Source organism: Nostoc sp. (assembly GCF_036917515.1).
Lineage (GTDB): Bacteria > Cyanobacteriota > Cyanobacteriia > Cyanobacteriales > Nostocaceae > Nostoc.
This window is the reverse complement of sequence record NZ_JBALDE010000264.1, coordinates 1-24,255: the sequence shown is the minus strand read 5'-3', so window position 1 is coordinate 24,255 and position 24,255 is coordinate 1. Positions and strand designations below refer to the sequence as shown.

20 protein-coding genes are annotated in these 24,255 nt (G+C 38.8%); 9 read left to right on the top strand and 11 right to left on the bottom strand.

Translation table 11 applies throughout. The features are described 5' to 3' along the window. The first annotated feature begins 128 nt into the window (after positions 1–128). Together V7K89_RS33685 and V7K89_RS33680 are read left to right on the top strand one after the other, a co-directional pair. Positions 129–341, top strand: a complete 213-nt coding sequence (locus tag V7K89_RS33685; RefSeq protein WP_335195168.1) for a hypothetical protein — start codon at positions 129–131, stop codon at positions 339–341. A 209-nt stretch (positions 342–550) separates the two neighbouring features. Continuing rightward, positions 551–1,528, top strand: coding sequence for a hypothetical protein (locus V7K89_RS33680; RefSeq protein WP_335195166.1), 978 nt, complete (start codon positions 551–553; stop codon positions 1,526–1,528). Positions 1,529–1,592: 64 nt separating this feature from the next. Here V7K89_RS33680 and V7K89_RS33675 read toward each other — a convergent pair whose 3' ends face one another. Then, positions 1,593–3,641, bottom strand: coding sequence for a bluetail domain-containing putative surface protein (locus V7K89_RS33675; protein WP_335195165.1), 2,049 nt, complete (start codon positions 3,639–3,641; stop codon positions 1,593–1,595). 102 nt (positions 3,642–3,743) lie between these two features. Then, complete coding sequence (locus tag V7K89_RS33670; RefSeq protein ID WP_335195164.1) at positions 3,744–5,189, bottom strand: deoxyribodipyrimidine photo-lyase, 8-HDF type; 1,446 nt, start codon at positions 5,187–5,189, stop codon at positions 3,744–3,746. A gap of 240 nt (positions 5,190–5,429) precedes the next feature. Here V7K89_RS33670 and V7K89_RS33665 point away from each other — a divergent pair, with 240 nt between their 5' ends. Further along, a complete protein-coding gene (locus V7K89_RS33665) occupies positions 5,430–5,993 on the top strand; it encodes a 1,2-dihydroxy-3-keto-5-methylthiopentene dioxygenase (RefSeq protein WP_335195162.1) in 564 nt (187 codons plus the stop codon). A gap of 46 nt (positions 5,994–6,039) precedes the next feature. Here V7K89_RS33665 and V7K89_RS33660 read toward each other — a convergent pair whose 3' ends face one another. The 8 genes from V7K89_RS33660 to V7K89_RS33625 all read right to left on the bottom strand — a co-directional run bounded on the left by V7K89_RS33660 (position 6,040) and on the right by V7K89_RS33625 (position 15,922). Next, on the bottom strand, positions 6,040–7,089 hold the full coding sequence (locus V7K89_RS33660) for a glycosyltransferase family 2 protein (RefSeq protein ID WP_335195160.1): 1,050 nt from the start codon (positions 7,087–7,089) through the stop codon (positions 6,040–6,042). Positions 7,090–7,196: 107 nt separating this feature from the next. Further along, positions 7,197–8,219: a glycosyltransferase family 2 protein gene (locus tag V7K89_RS33655; protein WP_335195158.1), complete on the bottom strand. Its 1,023-nt coding sequence runs from the start codon at positions 8,217–8,219 to the stop codon at positions 7,197–7,199. A 389-nt stretch (positions 8,220–8,608) separates the two neighbouring features. Beyond that, on the bottom strand, positions 8,609–9,586 hold the full coding sequence (locus V7K89_RS33650) for a glycosyltransferase family 2 protein (RefSeq protein WP_335195156.1): 978 nt from the start codon (positions 9,584–9,586) through the stop codon (positions 8,609–8,611). A 65-nt stretch (positions 9,587–9,651) separates the two neighbouring features. Beyond that, positions 9,652–10,620 carry a glycosyltransferase family 2 protein gene (locus V7K89_RS33645; protein WP_335195155.1) on the bottom strand — a complete coding sequence of 323 codons (969 nt, stop codon included), beginning with the start codon at positions 10,618–10,620 and terminating at the stop codon, positions 9,652–9,654. 63 nt (positions 10,621–10,683) lie between these two features. Beyond that, positions 10,684–11,748 (bottom strand): polysaccharide pyruvyl transferase family protein, encoded by a 1,065-nt coding sequence (locus V7K89_RS33640; RefSeq protein ID WP_335195153.1) that lies wholly within the window; start codon positions 11,746–11,748, stop codon positions 10,684–10,686. A 120-nt stretch (positions 11,749–11,868) separates the two neighbouring features. Then, positions 11,869–13,140 (bottom strand): lipopolysaccharide biosynthesis protein, encoded by a 1,272-nt coding sequence (locus V7K89_RS33635; protein WP_335195151.1) that lies wholly within the window; start codon positions 13,138–13,140, stop codon positions 11,869–11,871. Between the two features lie 44 nt (positions 13,141–13,184). Then, positions 13,185–14,477, bottom strand: a complete 1,293-nt coding sequence (locus V7K89_RS33630; protein WP_335195149.1) for an O-antigen ligase family protein — start codon at positions 14,475–14,477, stop codon at positions 13,185–13,187. Next, positions 14,474–15,922 (bottom strand): GumC family protein, encoded by a 1,449-nt coding sequence (locus V7K89_RS33625; protein WP_335195148.1) that lies wholly within the window; start codon positions 15,920–15,922, stop codon positions 14,474–14,476. Before V7K89_RS33625 ends, V7K89_RS33630 begins: the two co-directional genes overlap by 4 nt. A gap of 311 nt (positions 15,923–16,233) precedes the next feature. On the opposite strand from V7K89_RS33625, the gene V7K89_RS33620 reads away from it, so the two are divergent. The 3 genes from V7K89_RS33620 to V7K89_RS33610 all read left to right on the top strand — a co-directional run bounded on the left by V7K89_RS33620 (position 16,234) and on the right by V7K89_RS33610 (position 20,883). Next, positions 16,234–18,372, top strand: coding sequence for a WD40/YVTN/BNR-like repeat-containing protein (locus V7K89_RS33620; protein ID WP_335195146.1), 2,139 nt, complete (start codon positions 16,234–16,236; stop codon positions 18,370–18,372). A 392-nt stretch (positions 18,373–18,764) separates the two neighbouring features. Continuing rightward, entirely contained in the window at positions 18,765–20,213 is a 1,449-nt protein-coding gene (locus tag V7K89_RS33615; RefSeq protein WP_335195145.1) for an ATP-binding protein, read from the top strand. After that, the gene (locus tag V7K89_RS33610; protein ID WP_335195143.1) at positions 20,173–20,883 is read left to right on the top strand and encodes a response regulator transcription factor; all 711 of its coding nucleotides are present in this window, start codon (positions 20,173–20,175) and stop codon (positions 20,881–20,883) included. The genes V7K89_RS33615 and V7K89_RS33610 overlap by 41 nt, the downstream gene beginning before the upstream one ends. Positions 20,884–20,885: 2 nt before the next feature. Here V7K89_RS33610 and V7K89_RS33605 read toward each other — a convergent pair whose 3' ends face one another. Further along, positions 20,886–21,179, bottom strand: a complete 294-nt coding sequence (locus V7K89_RS33605; RefSeq protein WP_335195141.1) for a hypothetical protein — start codon at positions 21,177–21,179, stop codon at positions 20,886–20,888. Between the two features lie 984 nt (positions 21,180–22,163). Here V7K89_RS33605 and V7K89_RS33600 point away from each other — a divergent pair. The 3 genes from V7K89_RS33600 to V7K89_RS33590 all read left to right on the top strand — a co-directional run bounded on the left by V7K89_RS33600 (position 22,164) and on the right by V7K89_RS33590 (position 24,104). Then, positions 22,164–22,979, top strand: coding sequence for a WecB/TagA/CpsF family glycosyltransferase (locus V7K89_RS33600; RefSeq protein WP_335195140.1), 816 nt, complete (start codon positions 22,164–22,166; stop codon positions 22,977–22,979). A 47-nt stretch (positions 22,980–23,026) separates the two neighbouring features. Then, entirely contained in the window at positions 23,027–23,206 is a 180-nt protein-coding gene (locus V7K89_RS33595) for an STAS domain-containing protein (protein ID WP_335195139.1), read from the top strand. 238 nt (positions 23,207–23,444) lie between these two features. Further along, the gene (locus V7K89_RS33590; RefSeq protein ID WP_335195170.1) at positions 23,445–24,104 is read left to right on the top strand and encodes a sugar transferase; all 660 of its coding nucleotides are present in this window, start codon (positions 23,445–23,447) and stop codon (positions 24,102–24,104) included. The last annotated feature ends 151 nt before the right edge of the window (positions 24,105–24,255 follow it).

Sequence of the window (24,255 nt, the reverse complement as noted above, 5' to 3'; positions counted from 1 at the left end):
ATTTCTAGCTGATATATCCCTGACATTGTTCATCCTTCATCTGGTTTATTCTTATTCTCTCATCTGTAGTCCAATTTTAGAGAATTGGTATTATTCAAGGAGGACTAATTAAATTCCTCAGGAAACAATTGGGTGAAATCAAGTTACTTATCTTGGGAATATTAGGATTGAGTTTAGGATTACTATTAATTGGATTTTCACAAAGCTTAATTTTATTATTAGTCGCCACCACACTTGTGGCATGGGAAATTAGTCTCAGTCAACCAATATTGAACAGCTTGGTTTTCCAGATGACACCTCCAGAAGAACAAGGACAAATATTAGGAATCACCAGTTCTTGATCTGCATTGGCACGCATCGCTGGGCCAACGTGGGTAGGAGTTAGTTTTATGAAATTTGGGAGTTCTGCTCCTTTTTTGAATAGATTTATAGTAATATTGGTAGCTTTGACTCTTAGTTTGCGAATAACTAAAAGTGCATCTGAATCAAAAACAGAACGTGTAGCTTGAAAATTTAGGTCTGAATTAAGAATTACGAATTACGAATTAATATGACAGGTCGCCGAGTATTATTTTTAGGTATCTTTATAAGCATCCTCCTTACCTACGCAATTTGGATTGGTGGAAGCATTCCTGCAAGCATTATCAAACTTCCTGACCAAGGATTAAACTGGTACTACTGGAAGCTTCCCCAACCAACCTTTTGGAGTCGAGTAACGGCTTGGGGTATGTACCTTGGGCATCAGTTTAGCATCTGGGCGTGTATCTTGTGGGCGCAGCGATCGCAATTGAAATACAAATCAGCGTTGCACCCGATAAATTACCTCATGCTTGCCATTAATGGTATATTCATTGCTTTACACTTTTTCCAGACATATATTTGGTACGATGCTCTAGCTCAAGATACTTCAATTTGGGCTTCTCAAGGTGCGGTTGTACTATTACTAGTCTTCGTACTGATTTTAGAAACGCCTCGACGCGGTTTATTTTTTGGCAATTCTGTTCCATTCCATCAACAGTTTTTGCAAATTATCAAGCTGTATCACGGCTACTTTTTCTCCTTCGCCGCTATCTACACCTTCTGGTATCACCCAATGGAAGCGACTGTGGGGCACTTAATTGGTTTTCTGTATATGTTCTTGCTTCTGCTCCAATCGTCGTTAATCTTTAACCGCACCCATGTAAACCGTTGGTGGACATTTACTTTGGAAATTACAGTGCTTTTACATAGTGTTGTTGTGTCGTTGATGCTAGGACAAAGCAAGTGGCCAACATTTTTCTTTGGTTTTCTTGGCATTCTGGTGCTTACTCAACTTCATGGTTTACCTGTGGGTATCTGGACTAAACGTACTATCTATGCAGCCTTTTTAGTGAGTGTACTGGCTGTTTATGGACTGACTGAACGCGGCTTGGGCAGAATTTACGAAGTAACCTATATTCCTTTAATTGAGTTTGGGCTGGTTGGCGCAATTTACTTAATCTTCCTGCTCATCTTATGGACAATTTTTCGTTTACCAGTCAAGACGTAAGTAATATATCGCTACAGACTTGTGTTTTGAATCAACGAACCTAGTTTTGGTCAGCAGCATGAAGTTAAACAACTGCTAAATTATTCAAGCTACCTTTGTAACCACTAATCTCAATCACAGCATCTGTGAGGGCAGAGAATCCATTAGTGTTATCGTTGAGTGCCAGAAAAGTTTGCTCTTTATTGCCTGTACCAACGGTAAAAGTTGCCGCACCTTTAGCTACAAAAGCAGTTGCAGTCAATATCTGTTGTATATCTGAGAGATTTAAACTCGCAACAGTGCCAAGTTGAACTAAATTAGCAGCGCTAACTTCATATAGCCCATCAATTTTATCTTCAGAAATCTTCAAGTCAGTAATTTTATCAAAGCTAGACAGCAGCGAATCACTCAGACTACTGAACACAAATTTATCAGCGCTACAACCGCCTGTAAGGGTATCACGCCCAGCCCCACCATTGAGGATGTCATTACCAGTACCACCAACTAGTTCGTCATTTCCGGCTAATCCAAAGAGTTTATCGTTGCCGTTTTTGCCGGAAATTTGATCATTACCAGCCCCACCACTGAGTTCATCTGCACCGTTGCCACCGTTTAAAGTAATCTTTGGCACATTTGTGTCTGTGGTGGTTTTGCTGATTAATTGACCATTAGTATCATATAGATAAGTGGCAACTGCATCAATAATGCCATCACTGTTGTTGTCAATATCTGCGGAAATTAGTTTGCCATTGCGATCGTAGTTGAAAGTGGTAATCTCATCAGGGATGCCATCATTATTTTTGTCAACTACCTGTGTAGTCTGTTTGCCGTTAGCGTCGTAACTATAAGCGGTGACTTCATCAAAGATGCCATCATCATTATTGTCAATTTTTTGTGATTTCAGGTTGTCGTTAAAATCGTAGCTGTAGATGCCAACTGCATCAATTACACCATCATTGTTGAAGTCATAGCTAGCGGATGCGCGTCCATAAGTAAAGGTTTGGACATCATCAACTTTGCCGTCATTGTTGATGTCACGGCTAGTGGATATCTTGTTGCCCTTGGCATCATAAGTAAAGGTTATGACAAAATCAACTTTGCCGTCGCCGTTGTTGTCAATGCTCGTGGATGTCTGGTTGCCCTTGGCATCATAAGTAGAGGTTTCGACAGAATCAAGTTTGCCGTCGCCGTTTTCGTCAGTGCTAAAGGATGTCTGGTTGCCCTTGGCATCATAAGTATAGGTTCGGACAGAATCAAGTTTGCCGTCGCCGTTTTCACTGCTAAAGGATGTCTGGTTGCCCTTGGCATCATAAGTATAGGTTTGGACATAATCAACTTTGCCGTCGCCGTTGTTGTCACCGCTGGTAGATGTCAACTTGCCTTTGGCATCATAAATATAGGTTTGGACATAATCAACTTTGCCGTCGCCGTTGTTGTCACCGCTGGTGGATATCAACTTGCCTTTGGCATCATAAGTATAGGTTTGGACATCATCAGCTTTGCCGTCGCCGTTTTCGTCAGTGCTAAAGGATATCTTGTTCCCCTTGGCATCATAAGTAAAGGTTTCGACATTATCAAGTTTGCCGTCGCCGTCGTAGTCATGGCTAAAGGATATCTTGTTCCCCTTGGCATCATAAGTAGAGGTTTGGACATCATCAAGTTTGCCGTCGCCGTTGTTGTCATCGCTAAAGGATGTCAACTTGCCCTTGGCATCATAAGTAAAGGTTTGGACATCATCAAGTTTGCTGTCGCCGTTGTTGTCAATGCTCTTGGATATCAACTTGCCTTTGGCATCATAAGTAGAGGTTTGGACATAATCAACTTTGCCGTCGCCGTTGTTGTCATCGCTAAAGGATGTCAACTTGCCCTTGGCATCATAAGTAAAGGTTTGGACATAATCAAGTTTGCCGTCGCCGTTGTCATCATCGCTAATGGATGTCTCGTTGCCCTTGGCATCATAAGTAAAGGTTCGGACATAATCAACTTTGCCGTCGCGGTTGTCGTCAACGCTCGTGGATGTCAGGTCATAACGGTAGGTAATAACTGAGTCTATTATCCCATCACTGTTGTTGTCTGTCCTCTCAGATATCACTTTGCCATCGACATCGTAAGTGTAAGTTGTGGTTGAGGTCATAAATTGGTGTTTCTTATCTGTTTGATTCCAGTTGTTTTACTACCGCATTTATTATCTTATTTGTCAATGCGTAAGAGAGATAACATTAAAAAATTCACAATTTTACTCAACACTACTAACGTTTTTTTGCTGTTGATAACGCTGTTTGAACTGCTGTTGCTGGATTTTATGATCCACAATTGGGTCAGGATAACCAACAGCATGACGTTCTAAAGGTGGAATTTTCCCAGTAACTAAATATTCTGAATCTACAGACCGCAATTCTGACACCCATTGCCGAATATATTCTCCCTCTGGATCGAATTTTTGCGTTTGGCTAGCTGGGTTGAAAATCCGTACAGGTTTGGGGTCCATGCCGCTAGAAGCACTCCATTGCCAACCACCATTATTAGCAGATAAATCACCATCAATTAGGTGCTGCATAAAATATTTTTCTCCCAATTGGGGATTAATTAGCAAATCTTTAGTGAGGAAACTAGCGACAATCATTCGACAGCGGTTATGCATCCAGCCGCTTTCGTTTAACTGACGCATTGCTGCATCTACAATCGGATAGCCAGTTCTCCCCTCACACCAAGCTTGGAAGTGTTCTTCGTTAGTTTGCCAAGGAAAATTCTTAAAGGCGTCGCGGAAAGCACCATCAGCTAATTCGGGGAAATTGTACATTGCGTGTTGATAAAACTCCCGCCAAGCTAATTCCTGTTGCCATGTGCGGATATTAACTGCTGTTTCGTCACTGCGGCTATTTTCCTGTGCTTCTATCGTGGCTTGCCAAACGGTGCGAATGCCAATTACGCCAAATTTTAAAGCTGCACTCAGTTGTGATGTTCCGTCAACTGCGGGGAAATTGCGCTGTTCTTGATATTCAGTAATGGCTTTATTAGTAAATTCTTCTAATCGTTCTTGTGCCGCCGCTTCTCCTGGTGAAATAATCAAGTCACCATCCCAAATAAATCCTAAATCTTTTGCTGAAGGTAATGCGATCGCTCCTGCAACTTTGGCACTTTCCTGTTCAGCTTCCGTTAATCCCTCAACATTTTGCAATGTTTCTACTGGTTGACTCTTTGGTTTAGCAAGCCAATTTTTCCAGAAGGGAGTGTAAACCGTGTAAGGATTGTTACTGCCCGTGCGTAACTCCTCTGGGGAGTTGAGGATTTGATCCCAGTTTTGGTTAAGAAACTCAATACCTTTTTCTTTAAGGGCATTTATAATAGTGTGATCGCGTTCTTGTGAATAAGGTTCTACATCCCAATTCCAAAAAACAGCTTTGGCCTTCAAAGCCTCGGCTAAAGCTGGTATTGCTTGTACAGGATCGGCATGTAGTATTAACAACTGGCTACCAACTTGAGCATATCGCTCTTGAAGTTTCTGCAAACAGCCAATCATATAAGTTACTCTCACAGGAGCAACATCATCCCGTTCTATAAGATGCGGATCGAGGCAAAACACGCCCACTACCTTTGGACTCTGCTCTTTTGCCGCAGCCAGTCCCGTATTGTCAGAAATGCGTAAATCGCGCCGATGCCAAAACAGAATTAAGTCAGACATTCCATGCTGTATATAGTTCACCCGTACTAGCTTAGATGCTAGTGGTACCAATAAGCATCATTCTGGCGATAAATTTATTCTTTTAATGGGCATTGAGAAGAGACAAGGAAGGAATTTGTTCAATAATTCTCCCCATTCCCCATGCCCTATGCCCCATTCCCCGGTTTGTCAATCGGGAATAGGGTTTTTTTAGATCGAAATTGAGTATACTCTTCTTAACAGTTAATTAGTCTTTTTGTCATGGCTAACCTACTACTTGACGACGGTACGATTGAGAGCGATTTAGGCGAAATAGCTCGCGAACTTGCGCCTCTTGGCATTCAACTCAAACACTACGACCCAGGAACATCGCTACTCTTCCCTAATTTGCGACACCAAGACGTTTTAACTGAGGCTGAGAAACGTTATTGCGTAGAACTCCATAACAGCGTCTTTGAATTTCTTCAGCAAGAAAATGGCGCTCTCTGGTGTGACTTACTAAATGTGCATCCAGGTTCGTTCAATCTTCATCACCTAATCGCAACCTACAGTCGTTACCATACTCATCCTGCGGCTGAACCCCTCTATGTATTGTCAGGAGAAATGATTTATGGTTTCGTGCGACTTGATGGCAGTCAGGTACAGCTTTTAGTTCAGGCACAAGACTATCTCTACATCCCCGCTGGCGTTGAGCATTGGTGCAGCCCAACTGCATCGTTGAATTTCAAAGGAGTACGCTATTTTGCAATGCCTGCGGCGGGTTGCACCAATGCCGAAGGTTGGGTTCCCAATTATACAGGGACTCAAGTGAGTGATTCGTTCTAAAAGCCGCGTTAAAGCTCATTTATACACGTCCTTTGAGCGGGCAACCTCACGAAATCGCGTTGCTCCCCCCTAAGCCTTGTGAAATGCGCTGTCTTTGAGTATATCCTGTAGTCTTTAAAGCAACAGTCTCGATTCGACTGTAAAGGGACTGGGGCAAAAGCCGAAGGAAATAGGCAGCTGCCAGGGTCAAAAGTGTACGACGTGGTTCTTTAGAGAGAATATACCAGTTGGTTGCTAATGCTTGATTCACTAACTTCACAGCCATTGCACCATCTTGCAAGCTGACTGCTCTACGGGCTAAGTACCGCAACTGGTAAGCTCTAGCCAGTGTTTCCCATTGATTAACTATTTCTGGGGCGTATAAACGTGCTCTAGAGATTGCTAATTCCCAAGAATCTAACTGCTTGAGCAAGTTTGCTGATAGTCCCCCTGAATTTACCCTATATAAAGTCAAAGCTTCAGGAATACCCTCTATTTGCAGATCGCTCTTAACAGACATCCGAAACCAACATTCAACATCTGTTGAGTCACCATTAGTATGACGCGATCGCTCATCGAAATAAAAATTTTCAACTGTACCGTAAAGATTGTCTTGGAATTCAATAGCTTCAAAAACTTCTCTTTTAATTACTGCTACCGAACCATTGCTAATTGGATTGCGGCAAAGGATAATTGCTGGAGTTATTCCCTGCATTTGAGGCATTTGATAAATACCTAAAGGGTTCCCATTATCATCAATAAAAGCAGAGCGGCTAAAGCTTACCCCGACATTAGGCGAATTATTTAAATGTTTAACGTGTTTTTCTAATTTTTCTGGCAACCATAAGTCATCAGCATCTAAAAGCGTTAAATATTCTCCCTGTGCATGGCGAATACCAGTGTTTCTTGCCCCAGGTAGACCCCGATTATTTTGACGAATAATTTTAATTCTAGTGTCTGTAAATTGCTGACAAATTTCTATACTTTTATCAGGAGTACCATCATCAATAATTAAAATCTCGAAGTTTTCGTAAGTTTGATCAAGAGCTGATTGCAGTGTGGCAGCTATATATCTTTCTGCTTTGTAAACTGGAATAATGATAGAAACTTTCTTCATTGTTAACTATTCCTATTGATTTTATTTAATTAATATTTAATTAAATTTCCTATACACTATATAAAAAATATAATTATGCTTTTTGCATAAAAAGTTCTTAATTATTTCTAGATATCTTCTTGAAGAATACGACGTTTTTGGTTAGCCGCTATTATATTATTTGAAACCATAGCTTCAAATTTATTGTAAACATTTTGAGGTAAGAGTAAAAGTAAATAAGCTGCTACCAGTGTCAAAATTGTACTTTTTGGATTTTCAAGAAGAATATGCCAGTCAGCTATTAACGCTCGATTAATTAATTTTACAGCCATTGAACCTTCTCGTAGTCGTACGGCATTACGAGCTAAATACTGCAACTGGTAAGCTCTAGCTATTGTTTCTCCTTGAGTAAATATTTCTGGAGCGTAGGAGCGTGTCTTTTCAATTAGCTTTTCCCAAAAATCTAACTGCTTGAGCATATTTGCTGAAAGCCCTTTTGAATTAACACGATACAAGGTCAATGGTTCTGGAATGCCTTCTATTTGCCAATTGCTTTTAATGGAAATACGAATCCAAAATTCGTTATCTTCTGATTGGAGTAAACGTTCATCAAAATAACAATCTTCATTAGTACCGTAAAGATTATCTTGGAATTTAATCGCTTCCAGAACTTCTCTGCGAATTACCGCAGCCGAGCCATTACCAACCGGATTGCAACTGAGTAAATAAGATGGCGTGATTTCTTTAAGCTTGGGCATCTGATACGTACCTAAAGCTTGTCCAGCTTCATCAATAAAAGCAGAACGACTGAAGCTAACACCGACTGCTGGTGAATTTTCTAAGTGAGCAATCTGTTTTTCTAATTTTTCTGGTAACCAAAGGTCATCTCCATCTAAAAAAGCTAAATATTCTCCTTGAGCATGGCGAATACCAGTATTCCTAGCTCCAGATACCCCTCGATTTGCCTGGTGAATAATTATAATCCTGGGGTCATTGAATTGCTGACAAATATTTATACTCCTGTCCAAAGAAGCATCATCAATAATTAGAAGCTCGAAATTTGTATAAGATTGCTCAAGAACAGATTGTACAGTAGCAGCTATATATTTCTCTACTCCATAAACCGGAATAATTACAGAAACTTTTTTCATTTTCTAGACTGACTTTAGTTTCAGTTTTGATTTCAGATTTTACTGATATTACAGTAATCTTTGATATAGCAATGGGAATACTACCTGATGGATACGATCGCACCTTCTAGTGATAGTATCTAAAAAAGTAAGATATTTATCCACCTGGCTATCCGTCTAGTCAGAGGACGAACCCCACCTGCTAACTTTTCACCAGGTAATGTAAAATATTACCGTCTAATATTCATTATTGAAACTAATGTATCTAAAAATATAATATTTTCTATGTGTGGATAGTCTAATTGAAATTTTTAGCAACCGATCTATCCACCATTATCCACAAGAAGACTGAGTAACTATCCCATTGAGTTACCAAGTGGCAAGTACTACAAGTTGCCTCAATCGATTCTTTATTCATGAATATTTAATTTTTGAACGTAAGTAACGCGAATTTTACTAATAATCTGGAACAAGTATCCAGATATATTATCTACAAGTATTTTTTTCAAAAACAATTTAATTATTAGCTTTTGAGTTTCCTTTTGCAAGAGAATTTTTGGATATAGCTGAATTGCCTTACCCAACTTTTGACTTGCTTTTTCAACTCCTTCATCACCTGTAATTCTTGTGAGGCAGAGCCGACAAGAATATCGGTAAACATAAGCTAAACTATGATTTTTCAATATTTGAATTTCTGGTGTTCCTGATTGAAAAGCTCGCTCCAATACTTGGAACTGACACTCTTCCATAAATTCAATTTTAGATGACATTGAATTTAAAGATTGACGATAAAAAATCTGTGGTTTGGTAATTACAACAAACGACCATTTTGCAGCTAAACGCAACCAATAATCCCAATCTGCTGCTCCTGATACTAAAGGTTCAAACTCTCCTACAGATTCAATCGCTTGCTTACGGATTAAGGGATTTGAACCACTAGCAATAAAGTTCCAGGTTAATAAATTAGCCAAAACATTACCTTGGAAAAAGATAGGCCGCTCCATGTGGCAATTTCCAGTTTGTTCATCCATAAAATAAGTCCAGCTATAGGCAACACCCGCCTCTGGATTTTTCTGCAAAGCTTCCAACTGAAGTTCTAGCTTATCGGCTGTCCATAAATCGTCAGCATCAAGAAAGGCAATAAAATCTCCTTTAGCATGAGAGATACCACGGTTACGAGCTACTGATAAACCTCCATTCTCATAGGAAAAGACTTTTATCCGACTATCTTTCAGCTCATCTAGTAGCTTAAGAGTTCCGTCTGTTGAACCATCATTGATAACAATTATCTCAAAATCAGAAAAAGTTTGCTGTTGTACTGAGTCAATTGTATTGATAATTGTGCGCTCAGAATTATAAGCGGGAATAATGACAGATATAGTTGGCATGTGATTTTAATAAATTGCTAAATTTTACTAATGAATTAGTCTTAAAAAATTGTTTTATACAGCCTCTATTGCAGTTTTGGAACAGCAACAGACCTAGCCAAAGAAAAAGGTCGAGTCAAGTATTTGGCAATTTGAGGAGAAAAAACTAGCATTACCAGCCATTTAATTAAATAACGCTGAGTTACTCTTTCTAGCAAAATCTGGGGATATAAAGAAACCGTCTTCCACAATTTACGACCAGCTTGGTTGACCTGTTCTCTATTAGTTACATGAGCCAGTTCCATGCCCGTTAAATATTGATAGATATTTGCTAGGCTTCTATTTTTAAGATTTTGTAACTCTGGTGATGCTGCTTGAAAGCCTCTTTCCAAGACAATAAGTAAATATTTCTCCATCTTCTCAACTTTAGTTGACATAGATTTTGAAGAGTGGCGATAAAGAATTTGAGGTTTGGGGACTACTGCAAAATCCCAGTGTTCTGCTACACGAAACCAATAATCCCAATCTTCTACAGAAGAAAGTGTTAGATCGAATTCTCCAGCAGATTCAATTGCTTGTTTACGAATTAAAGGATTGGAACCATTGGAAATAAAGTTACTGAGTAATAATTTGTCATACACATTACCTTCATAGACTACATTATGACCAGGGTGAAAAATCTCTGCTGTTTCACTCATATTCAGAGTCCAGCTATAAGCAAGTCCCGCCTCTGGATGTTTTTGCAATGCTGCTAGTTGTAACTCTAATTTATCAGGTGTCCATAAATCATCGGCATCAAGAAATGCAATAAACTCTCCAGTGGCATGAGAAATACCACGATTACGAGCTACTGATAAACCAGCATTGCTGTATGAAAAAATCTTGATACGAGGGTCTTTAACAGTCTTCACTAGTTCTAAAGTCGAATCAGTTGAACCATCATTAATAACAATTAACTCAAAATCAGAAAAGGTTTGTTGAAGAACAGATTTTATCGTTTCTAATATAGTGCGTTCACCATTGTAAGCAGGAATAATAACAGATATAGTTGTCATAGAGTTTAACCAGAGCGAAAATAGAAGGATTTTTGTAATTCCTAGTGTAGGTACACAAACCAGTTAGTTTGGAAATAGTTCCAAGAGTTCTTGTGCAGCTACCTGAATTTGTGAAGGTTCTTTTATAAATCTGCAAAAGGGAATTGAGTAAGTCCAAGCTTGATAAAATGCCTCATTTTTATGGTAAGCATTAGGTAAAAAGACATGAGGAATACCCATAAGAATGCAGAGAATATGTCCATGCAAGCGGTTTGTAATAATTAGACGATGCTGCTTGAATTGATACATCCCATGATGCATATAACTTAAGGATTTAAGATGCATTGAGGAGTTATATAAGGGATTGAATCCAAAGGAATAATGATGGAAGTATTTCCAGAGATGTCGGTATATCCACTCCCCAGGAATTACTGTACCTTTTTGCAAGCCTTCCCGAATTCGCTGCATGCGTTCAGTTGTGTCATATTTGAAAGAAGTCCAATCGTCTACAACTAAATTAGGAAGATTGATAGAAGTATGAGAATTACTTAGATTCAACTCTTTATCATTTCTATAGTGATACAAAATAGAGTTGCTACGATTAGACTTTGATAATAAACCAGGTAAGTTAACCATTTGAAACGCCATATCAGGTGCTTTAATTACCTGACAGTTGTAAAAATATTTGAGAGCAAGTTCATAGCTGTAGTCGTCACGGACAAACAAAGTCAAATTAGGATGTGAATTGAATACATCTGCTGCTTCCATTAAATTGATTGGTTCAACAAAATAAATACTTTGTGGTAAAATAATTATTGGTTGATCTCGGTATTTGGAAATAATCTGTTCGCGGAATTTTTGATGAGCAGTCCAAAGATCGCCTAAATTTCCTCCTCCTTGCAGGAAAATAACAGATTTTCCAATTCTTTCTTCCATTACTTTGCTAGAAAAGTTATTAGGACTTGCAGTATATTTAATTTTTGTTTTTTGCACATTGATTAAATAAAGTAGAGTACCTAACCCGATCAGGTGATCGCCAATATTAGGATAGTCAGGATAGTCCAGTAATGCACACTCTTTAAATGTCTCTAATTTCTCTAATGATTGATGCAAAAGTTCTTTCAGCTGTTCCGATTGGGTGGTAGCCATTAATTTTAGTTCCTCGTTATTATTCGTTATTTTTCAATGAATGAGTGTAGCTATAAGCTATTTATATAAAAAGCCAAATGTTTACTTAGCCTTGATTAAATACTGAGAGTTATTTAATTTTTATTTTGCAATTGATAAAGATTGAGTTCTAGCTAAAACATATTTACTAGCCCAAATGCTGTAAAGAGGTAATGCTAATATATGAGCCATGAACACCGCAACAGCTACCCAAAAAATTCCCCATTTTACAGCTACTAATAATGAAATTGTAAAAATTACAGTAAAAATTAGATTCCAGTAAAGATTAATATGACTTTTATCTACAGAGTTAAGTAACATAGAAGCGCCATCAGCAAATGGGCGTGGAAGGGCTGACAAGCAGATAACTATCAATGTTGGAATTGCTGTTACCCACTTTTGCCCAAAAATAATTGGTACATAAAATGGGGCTAGGCTTGATTGGAGCAAAACTAATGGAAATACAACTAAGGCAAATGTTTTCAGGCTACTAAAATAACGTTCTTGAAACTGCTTAACGTTTCCTCTAGCAGCACAAAGATGAGGGTATAAAGACCAAGTCATTGTATTTATGACATTCATACTGATTCCTAAGCCAGCATTGAAAGCGAAATAGTAAATTCCTAGCGCCTGGACTCCTAAAAAACGTCCAATGATTAGGTAATCAAGATTAGCTCTTAGCTTATTTAGTAACTCAACGCCAAGAATATTTCTAGCATAACTAACAACTTCCTGCCATTTGTTAAAACTAAAAGACATGGTAGGTCGCCAAGGATGATTCATCAGATTGATAACAATCCATACTGGAGTCGTAATAACAATAGGTACAACAACAGCCCACATTCCCATCCCTAATAGAGCTAAACATATAGTGAGAATATTGATTAGGAACGACTGAGTAGCATTGCATAATGCTGTAATTTTTAGGCGATTTTCTCGCTGGATTAAGGCAGACTGAACTGCAAAGATTGGCAGCATTAAGTAGACTAATGCCATAATGCAGATAGGTAAGATAACTTGATTGTTACTATAAAACCAAGCAACTGGTAAAGCAGCAGTACACTGAATAATAAACATTACTCCACATAGTATCCAATTAAGGCAGTAAGATGTCTGACAAATAATTTTCAGATCCTTCTCTGATGCCTGAATAATCTTAGATCCAATTCCAGCTCTTAAGGTAAAAACAGTTGCAAATTCATTGGTAGTCAAAACGATTGCAATCAATCCATAATCGTAAGGATTTAACAGGTGAGATAAAGTGACTGTTGTTCCCAATCGGAACACACGATTCATTAACTCTGCTCCCCCCATCCAACCAACATTACGCAAATATTGGCTAGATAATTTTTGCCTTAGCTTTTTGATTAACATGAGGCCATCCTTAAGAGATAATATATTTTTTATCAAGTTAAAACTTAAATATAAGCAGCTTTAGGTTTATTCTGAATAGAAGAGTTAGGAGACTGAACTTCTTCTTTAAATGCAATTCCCATGATGATTAAACCAGGATAGTATAGGTAAGCTAAAGCCTCTTGACTATCATTAAATGTAAAAAGTAATAGAGTGATAAGAAAATATAATGCTACTCTGGCAATTGTGCTTTTCTCTGCTTTAATAAGCAAAACTATAAAACTCAATAAAATTGGTATTAAAAAAGCGATGAAGCCAACTATCCCTTTAACAAATAAGAGACCAAACCAAGTATGGTGAGAGCCAATAGGCATTTCTGCTAATGCTTTAGGCCCTGGTGCTTCCCGAAAACCATGACCCCATATCGGAGCTTCTTTCCATTTCTCCAAGGCAATCATACCTAAGGCTTCATGCACTCGTGAAGAGTCCGGTCTAGCATTATAAAATGCTTCTTTAGCATCCCTAATAGTACCAACAAGTGCCGTGCTAAAAATACCTGCTAAAAAGCTAACAAATCCGATCGCAATTTGCGTAGTAGGTTTAGTAATTTTTGTAAGTAACAAAACTAATATAAAAACTATTGGTAAAGCTATAAAAGATAAGCGAGAAACAGACACTATACTCATAGCTAAAGAACTGACTATACCAATCCAGCGCCACTTGTTGTTAGGTTCTTCAAGAACAAGGAAGAAGTAGATGTTTCCAAGAAGACCGAGCGCTGGTGCCCAAGGTGCAAATAGAAATAGACGGATATCATTCGTACCGTAATCACTACCATAAAGATTGACATTGTAAAAAAGCTCACCATTTTGTATTAATCTTTCAATTGGAGAAGAATATAGGTGTGCAGGCAAATGTAAGATCCAAGCTAAATAAAAGAAGGGAATTAAAATCAGACTTTGAAGGCATAAGATACAGACGGCTCTATAGATTAGTTGTGGTCGAATATTAAGACAGCCGCTTAATGGAAATAGTGCTAGCAAAGCCCAATCTGTAAACCAATTAATTAATGATCTAAGAGTTTGATTTGTACCTACGTCATAAGTTATACAGCCTACAATTGTAGCGATCGCTATGACCAGAATAGAGACAATCCAAACCCAATGTATCCAATAAACTTTGATTCTTTTCTCAATACTAGTGTGTGCTGTTTGGTTCCACAGCCGCTTACATAGGTAAAAAAACAGTATCCAGGCTAATACAAAATTTATCGGATATAAAATACCAATAAAATAAAATCCATAGGTACTAATTATCCAATACCAGACAAGACTTTCTTCCAAGTTTTGAGGTTTCATTGTTCCATTCTCTTCCTCTGTATAATCACAGTCTTATCAGATATTAAATTTTTACGTTCGCGCCACCAAAGTAACACCAGTCCAAAGGATACGAAAAGAGAGCCTAAAGTTGAACCTAGTAAAACCAATTTATCTTTTGGGGAACTCGGGTTCTCAGGTAATGTAGGCTGTATAACAAGTTGAATCAGTGGATAAGAACCAAAGGTATTCGACTTGCCAATATCCAGTCTGGTCAAATTGGAGGAAAAGACCGCTTCAGCAATTTGCGTATTACGCTTGAGCGAATCCAACGTGGTCTCTAGCTGTGTTAGATTCTTCAGCCGATTCTCAAGCTGGTTAATCTGTTGTTCTATTGCTTGAGCTTGAGCAGTAAATCCCTTTTGGTCTGCCTGAACTATCACTAGTTCTTGAGAAAGAGCGTCTCGAGGAACGCTGCTACCCGAGTTATTGCTACTAAGGCTCAACTGCTTTAGAACTGCCAAAGTGACTTTTCGCCCTAAAAGAGACTGACCTCGATTTAGCAAGGCCTGTTGAGCAGCGTCTCTTTTCGCTTTCTCTGTAATTAATGTTGGATGGTTAGGCAGAAATTTGGTTTCCAAAACAACCAGAGAAGCGCTAGCATCACTATAATTTTTTAAGTTCTGTTGAAATATCTGGTCTGTTTGAAGAGTAAAAGCATCTGTAGCTTGTCCGGCAGATAGTTTTAAATTGTTCGATAATTGTGCCAGACGAGTAGTAGCCTGTTGCTGTTGACCAATTATTTCAGCTCGTTGTCTACGTAGCTGTTCAATATTGGTTGTCAAATCCTTAATTTGATCTTCAGAGTTCAAACCCGAACGTGCTTTATAATCGGCAAGGCGCTGATGAGCGGCTGCTAATTTTTTTTGCGCAGAAATCAGGGACGTTTGATAACCTATATCTCTTTGAACAGCTTCTTGATTTCGTAGTAAGTTGAGTCTTGCTTGCAAGGCTTTGTAAAAAGCTAAAGATTTATTTCGAGCTTCCTGGGGACTAGCGCCTTGAAAATCAACGCTCATCATGGAAGTATTAATTATTAGCTTGAGCCGAGGCTTGCCAAACTCTTCTAATGACATATTAAGTTGACCTGCTGCCGCTTTTAATATTGGGTCGCTTTCAGCAATAAATTTATAAATTTCTCTTGGATCTTGAGAAGAAAGAGCAGCGTATGGAGACACATTTTCATAATTAGCATAGCCAATGTCTGGTAGATTAATATTGGCATTTGACCATGCTCCTGGCAGATTAACAGCTGAAGAACTAGTGTAGGTCGGTGGTGTAAGCTTTAGATAAAGGAAAGTTGAAACCCAAAATGCTATGTTGGTCGCTAGACCTAGAAGTAAGTAACGCTGCCAACATCCTTTTCTCGTTACTAATTTTCTCAAACTGCTAGAGTAGCCCGCAGAGATTTCTGTATGATTGGCCATTAAAAATCCTCTAAAGTCGGGAACTTGGCTGCGGAATTACAAAGTTTAGGTGGGGTTTTGCGATTCGCCTAAGTACATTTTCAGGATTCTACTACATCGTTGCTGAAAAATTTATTCATAATTCTTAATAAAGTTTCCATCTTAAACAACAATAGCAAAACTGCCTGATGGTCAATAATTGCATCAATGCAGACAGCATCCTCTAGGGTTTAAAAAAATTATCCACCTAGATATCCACCTAGCTCTACCTAATTTACTTTAAAATAATTTACTTCTTGTAAAGTATTTTAAAGTAAATATTTGCAAATATCATGAAAATAGCAATGAGCGATCACCGTTTCTGGAGGCAGCTAGGGAAAACAATTTGTATTGCTATAGTTGCGTTGGCTATTGTCGTCAAATTTACACCTCTTAAGTCTAGTTGGAGTACTACATCAAACTATCACTGGACTAATGTTTCTATCGGAGGAGGTGGTTATGTTACAGGCATTTATTTGCATCCACGAGAGCGAAATCTAGCCTACATCAGAACTGATATGGGTGGCTTTTATCGGTGGAATGCAAAAGACTACAAATGGATTCCGCTAACAGATATATTTAGCTTGCAACACAGCAATTACTACGGGGGAGAAGCCTTAGCACTTGACCCAAATAACCCAGATATTGTATACATAGCAGCAGGTAAATATACCACTAGTTGGAGTGGATTAGGAACAATTTTTAAATCGAGCGATCGCGGTCGAACCTGGAATAAGCTGAAAATAGACTTACCAATGGGCGGGAATGAAACTAAACGTTGGCTAGGAGAGAGGCTAGCCGTTAATCCCTTTAATTCCAATGTTATTTTATTTGGCTCGCGGTTGAATGGGCTATGGAAGTCTTCAGATGGTGGCACAACATGGGGCAAGGTTAGCTCCTTTCCCGAAAAGTCAAAAGCAAATATTGGAATTGCAGGTATTGTATTTAACAAAAATGTGTCTGGACTAGTCTATGCCAATCTCTATGGAAATGGCATATATAAATCCACTGATACGGGTATTACCTGGAACAAAATACCAGAAAGTCCATCAAAAGTGAATCGAATGGCTCTGGCAAATGACGAAGTTCTGTATGTAACGCATAATTCAGGTGTCAGCAAATATGCAAACAGTATTTGGAGCAATATCACACCAAGTAACGCAAAAACTACATTTAATGCCATTTCTGTAAATCCAAATAATCCCAATCACCTTTTAATTGTTTATGACCAGTACGTTTCCACAACAAATGATCGTGTAATATTTCAATCTACTAATGGTGGAGCTACATGGCAACAGAAAAAGCATACTTTGAAACCTCAAGTGCCCTGGTGGCCTAAGTGGTATTTTGCCTCCTCAACTTCAGCTATTGAGTTTGACCCAAAAACTCCCGGACGGTTATGGTTAACAGACTGGTATGGAACATGGCGGACAGACAACATCAATGCAGAGTCATCTGTTTGGTCGAACTATGAAAAAGGACACGAGCAGATAGTTAGCTTTGCACTAGTCTCGCCTCGAAGAGGCTCTAAATTGTTGAGCGGTGTTGCTGATACGGATGGGTTTGACCACAACAATGGGCTAGATGTCTACCCATGTACGCAGTTTGGCGGCAAAAATAGTCCTCGGTTCCAGGATACCTATAGCCTTGCTTATAGCGAAAGAAATCCTTCACAAATGGTACGTGTCGGTGGTAATCGATGGAACAATACTTATACGGGAGCAACTTCGAAAGATGGGGGACTGACATGGAAAAAATTCTCCTCGTTTCCAAAGAACACAATCCCGTTGCGTGTGGCCATGTCTGCAACAAATTCCAATCTATTTGTCGCAATTATTAATCAAGGACAGGCTATTCGCACAACCAATGGCGGATTTTCTTGGAGCAAAGTATCAGGATTACCCAAAGGCCCCAAAGGGCCGTGGTACTGGGGTCAACCATTAGTAGCTGACAAATTAGATGGCAAAACTTTTTACTACTACAGTGGTGGCAAGTTATACAGTAGTAAGAATGGAGGTGCATCTTTTAGGATTGTAAACTCATTATTGCCTTCCGAAAGTTGGTCTATGCTCAAAACAGTTCCAGGGGTTAATGGCGAAGTTTGGCTCAGTCTTAACTCTCACGGACTTTATCGCTCAACAAATGGCGGTGTGAAATTTGCCCAGATTCCTAAAGTGAAAAAAGCTTATTTATTCGCCCTTGGTAAGGCACAGAAGGGAAGCAAAATTCCTGCACTGTATTTATATGGGGAAATTGCTGGTATGGGCGAAGGAGTTTTTCGCTCTCTCGACAAAGGAAAAACATGGATAAATATCGCCTTTTTACACCAACCTATTGGCAATGAGCCTAATGTAATGGAGGCTAGCTGGCAGAAATTTGGACTAGTCTTTATTGGCACTAATGGTAGAGGAATCTACTATGGAACTCTGTAAAAAAACTACTATTGTGTGCTCCTTTTCTGCAACTGACATCAGTTGGAAAAAAACCATGAAGCTAAAAAACTATTAATTTTTACGTATTATGTTAATTTTTGTAAAAAAGATAGTAGTATGTTTTTGCGACATTATTTAATACAATTGAGTTGTTAGTATGAAGGATATTGATATGTAATACATGTACAGTTAACGCTTTTGAATCATAGTTGAACACCAGCAAAACTTTTGCATAACTGGTGTATATGGGTTTTAAGTAGTATTCTAGGTAACTTTAATTAAGGTGGTAGAGATATTAGATAGTGATAGCTATTAGCTTGATACCTTTCTTAATTCATTCATCTAGGAAAGGTAATTTTTTAAACCCTCTGCATACTAGTATTTTACTGCTAGTGTTGTTTTTATTCGGACAGCAAGTTTTCAACCTCTTGATAGCACGCTTAAATCATGAGGCATCTGAACAGGTAACTCATGCTTTATTTGTAGGGCGAGAAGGAGAACGTCTACTCAATGCTGTGATCGACAATCAAGAAAAAGGTTTTCTAGAATATTCCAGTCAGGGACGAATTAATCCTACAGATTATCGTCAGAAGAAGCCCACCTTCCACAAAAGCTTCAACCATCTGTACAATCTCGTACAAGACAACCCTGCTCAAATAAAGCAACTCAATAAAATTAAATATATCTATAACCAGTGGCAAAAAGAGTTAAAGCAAAAAGCGCTTTCTGGTTCTGTAAGGAATTCTGCTTTGACAAAAAGCACTTTATTTGATTCCTTGCACAACGAGATTGGGAAACTCATTCAGCACGAAGAGACGCTTTTGAAAGTTCGCAAAAATCGTATACAGCGCTTGAACAATGTTAACACTGCGATCAACATTTTCAGCACATTAATCATTTTGTTAATAGCAATTTTAAATATCCAGTTGTTGCATTGGCGAGTCAAACTTCCATTAAATAAATTGACACAAGTTTGTAAACTTTGGCAAGCGGGACAAATGGAAGTGCAACTGTGCCATTCGTCTATAGATGAGATTGGGCAACTAGCTGGAGTTCTTAACGCGATGGCTGATAAGACTCGTCACCGTCAACAAAGTATTGAGGTGCGTAACCAACAGCTTGAAGATATGATATCTGCACTTTCCCACGACCTACGTATTCCTTTACTTGCCACTCGTAACACTTTAGACTGTATGCTTAAAGGAGCTTTTGGTTCAGTAAATGATACTTGGAAGGAAGTTTTTGAAGAATACCATGAAGCTAATGAGGATCTGCTTAGGCTTGTAGAACTCCTCTTAGATATCTCCCGTTATGAAGCAGGCAGCGCTTGTTTAATGTGCGATCGCCTGAATTGGGAAAAGATTTTAATTAAAGTAATTGGTCATATCAAAGCAACATCTACACGAGAGTTAGCCTTCATTTGTAAAACTTCTCAATTGCTACCAACTGTCTATGGTGATGAATTAGAAATTCAAAGGGTTTTACAAAACTTACTTGATAACGCTGTGCGGGTAAGTAAGCCTAATGGGGAAATTTTTATTGAGATAACGCCTTATGAAGAACAAGTGCGGATTTCGGTGCGTGATTACGGTTCAGGAATTGCACCACAAGCTCAGGAAAAGCTGTTCCACCGCTTTATTCAAGGACGAGGGCATCGTGGAAGAAGTGGGCTTGGTTTGTACTTGTGTCGTCAAATTATTGAGGCTCACGGAGGAAACATTGGGGTTGAAAGTTCTCTTGGAGAGGGAAGTACTTTCTGGTTTACTCTCCCAAGTGCCATAAATAAAGTTGATTGCAACGATGAACAGAATACAACCAGATGTAGCAAGAATGATGCCTAATATTGACGAAGAGAAAACTGTGCGGGTTCTATTAGTTGACGATCATGCTTTAATCCGCCGAGGGATGAAAGGGCAATTTAGCCTAGAACCTGGTTTTAGTATAGTTGGAGAGGCATTAGACGGTGGAGAGGCTGTTAAATTAGCTAGCCAACTCCAACCAGATGTAGTTTTAATGGATATCGATTTACCAGTTATGGATGGGATTACAGCTACCCAGCACATAAAAAGTAACTGTTTGACTACTTGTGTTCTAGCCTTAAGTGCCTTCGATGACGATATCCAGGTCATGGGGATGCTTGCAGCTGGTGCTGATGGTTACTGTCTTAAAACCATTGAATGGGAACAGCTCATCGCCGTCATTCAATTGATACTTCAAGGTGGTGCTTATTTAGATCCTCTAATAGCTCAAAAAGTTGCTCGGATGCTTAGGTCAACTACTGTCGCTCCCGATGTTCCTGTATCTCAGATAATAGCGCAACCTATTCTCAGTAATCGCGAACGCGAGATTCTTAAACTTATTGCACAAGGGCGCTCAAACCAGCAGATTGCAAACCAACTCTACCTCTCACTCGGAACTGTCAAGTCTTATGTACGTATGGTTCTCAACAAACTTAGCGTTGATGATCGCGTTCAAGCAGCAGCTTTAGCCGTACGTCAAGGGTTGATTTAAGCTTAAAGGAATTTATGTAAACAAGCAGATAATTCTGTAAAAGTGGTAGCCAGTGGTGAGATGTCATTCACGAGTTGTTCTGACCACAAAATGTAAGGCTGAAGTAGTTGATGCTGGAATTCCTCAGGTATGGGCAGACATAGCACCAATACATGAGGTTCAAACAAAGTTATCTCTTCAGGTGTGGGAATACAATAATATGGAAAAACTTCTGCATTTTGTTTTAGGCAATGACTGCTGACGCGCTGCACGGTCATGACATTGCTACCAATAACCATAATTCGGTGTCTTTTCATATATTTAGACTTATCTGCAAATGGAAATTCCTACTATACAATAGTTTTAATGAGCGCAAAGGAAGTGCGATAACATAACCGCCCAGCGTAGCTGATCGTCAGCGTTGAATGAAGGTAATAATAAGGCTTTGGGCGAATAAGTTGAGCTAAATCATCAGTTAAGAGCAAAAAAAATAGAAAAAATAAATTTTTATTTTTTCCCAGACAGGCTTCAGTCAATAACAGATAAAAAGCATAAGCAATAAAATTGCAATCTCACAAGTCCACAGACTACTATTATTACCTGACTATGGCAATGACGAGATAAACAAAACTTCTCACTCGCTACTTGAAATATTTTCACTCAACATAATCATCTGTTCAACACCAATTTTATGTGGCAACAATTGTTTCTTATCTTATTTCTGTAGTTGTCAAATCTCTGATTTTTTTGGTTTTTTATGTGATGTAGTCAGTCAATCAGCGTTAAAAAACCAAGCTATATAAAGAAATGTAACTTTACCAAATAGCTTATAAATTGTTTATCGTACAGCTTTGAAAAAATTAAACATACGTTTGTTTTATCGTGCCTACTTATCTCATTATGAAATTTAAACTATCTGTACGCTACAGCCAAACGGATAGTTAGCTGGATAACTTTATTCCTCATTAGGATACTGTATAAAAAATAATTTAAGTAGCCATCAGATAGTATTTTATATCGGTATTTGCGTACGAAAGTATACGTAGACTTCATTAGGTCTTTACTCAACTAATTCGTATCAAATCTTTTATGGTTCTTACACATTAAAAAGTCAAGTATTTCAAAAGCCCTGATATATCAAAGATTTCAGTTTTGTTGCAGGTAATTTCATTTATCAGCAGCCTTAATTATTTGTGTCAATTCATGTAAAACACTGTCAGTAAATTTCCGGTGAGCAAAAAATATGGGCAATGCTCTGAACTCTACTATTTTGCAACTCCAGATGGCAAGCATTAAATTATATGGCAGACCGAGTTACTTTTCTTGATACTGATTTTGATCGTATGCCTTTATACGAAGCAATTGAACTATTAATGGTGCAGTTGCTGAAGCGGCAGGGTGGTCGCGTGTATTATGCCAACGCCCACACTATGGTAACTGCTGCCAAAAACCCAGCATTGGCAAAGGCGTTAGAGCAGAGTGATTTGTTGTTGGCAGATGGGAGCGGAGTTCGTTGGGGTAGTGCTTTGTTGGGTACACCATTGGTGCATAATCTAAATGGCACTGATTTAGTTCCGGCTCTGTGCAAAGAAGGGGCGGCAAAAGGTTTATCAGTCTATTTTTTAGGTGGTAAGCCGGGTGTAGCTGAAGAAGCGGCAGCTAACCTCAAGAAAGCATATTCTGGGTTGATAATTGCCGGAACTCAGCACGGCTATTTCCCTGAAACACAAACACAGCAAATATTAGAGGCTATTCGGATAGCCCGCCCTCACCTGCTGTTAGTGGCGATGGGCGTACCTTTACAGGAAATTTGGATTAACCAATACGCTAGCCAATTACCTCGTATCACTTGTATGGGTGTAGGGGGTCTGTTCGATTTTATGGCTGAACGTGTAGCCCGTGCCCCTTATCCAATTCGCTCTGTTGGTATGGAGTGGCTGTGGCGACTGGCAATGGAACCGACTCGACTTTGGCAGCGCTATCTTCTAGGCAACTTTATCTTTTTACGTTTAGTACTAACCTACGCGTTTGCTCGACGCCAAAGTGAAGAACAAAGTAGCCAAATCACATTAGCTACACCAAATAAGTCTGGATTTGAAAACGATTTGAACTTTTAATTCATCACCAAGACTGATTAAAAGTTGCTTGTAACACTACTCTTTGGGTGATTCATCTAGTCAAAGTAGATTTTATAGATAGTTCAGGCTTAACCGCTTTACTTAAAGGGGTTTCATCTATACGTTCAAGTGCCTGTAGTTCGGTAATTTGCAATTTGCAAGCACCTGTTCGGATGATCTTTGAACTGACTCAGATGGATTTAGTGTTTGAAATTTATGAGAATTAGGATGCCGTCGTAACGATGTTGAATGCTTAAATATAAAGTATTAATCGCTACCGTAATTGCAAATATTTAAAGAACAGATTAACTAGTGACATGTTTACTTGCTTAACCTATTAGAAAATCTCATTCCTGCTTTTACAGGTTACTGAAATAAGTAAATGTACAGACGGCCAAGTTCATAAACTTACCTACTGAAACTGCAATTACTATGTCTAATACCTTTACTTCCCATCCTTTTAATATGCAAGTTCTAGATGATACCCATACTGTTCCTAAAGTTAAACTTTCAGTTCATCCCTCTGTAATCAGTAAAGCCAAGCGAATGATTGACATCTTGGGTGCCATTATCGGGCTATCGATTACAGTATTCGTAGCAATTCCAGTTGCGATCGCAATTAAGTTAGATAACCCAGGTTCTATATTTTACAGTCAAATTCGCTGTGGTTTGAATGGGCGTCACTTCCGAATTTGGAAATTCCGGTCGATGTCAGTTGGAGCCGATCAACTTAAGCATTTAGTTAAGAATGAAGCTCAAAGCGATCGGATATTCAAAAATGAGAATGACCCTCGCATTACCTGTGTAGGAAGGTTTCTTCGCCGCACTAGCATAGATGAACTTCCTCAGTTTTGGAACGTGCTGCTGGGGGAAATGAGTCTAGTAGGCACCCGCCCTCCCACTCCTAATGAAGTGATACACTACTCAAAGCACCACTGGGAACGTTTGAATGTCAAGCCAGGTATGACTGGTGAATGGCAGGCTCATGGTCGCTCCAGTATTAAAGACTTTGAAGATATTGTTCACATGGACTTAGACTACCAACGTAAGTGGTCTATCGTTTATGATATTAGTCTAATCTTCAAAACTTTAAAAGTTGTGTCAAATAAGAGCGGTGCTTACTAACGTACAGTTAATAGAAAAAAAGTTATAAGTTCACTCAAAAATAAGCTTGCAATAGTTGGGTTCTTGGCAACTTTTGGTGATCTAAGTTGAGGGAAGGCAGATGGCAGAGGGCAGAAGGCAGAAGTCAGAAAGATATAATTGAGATACTTCA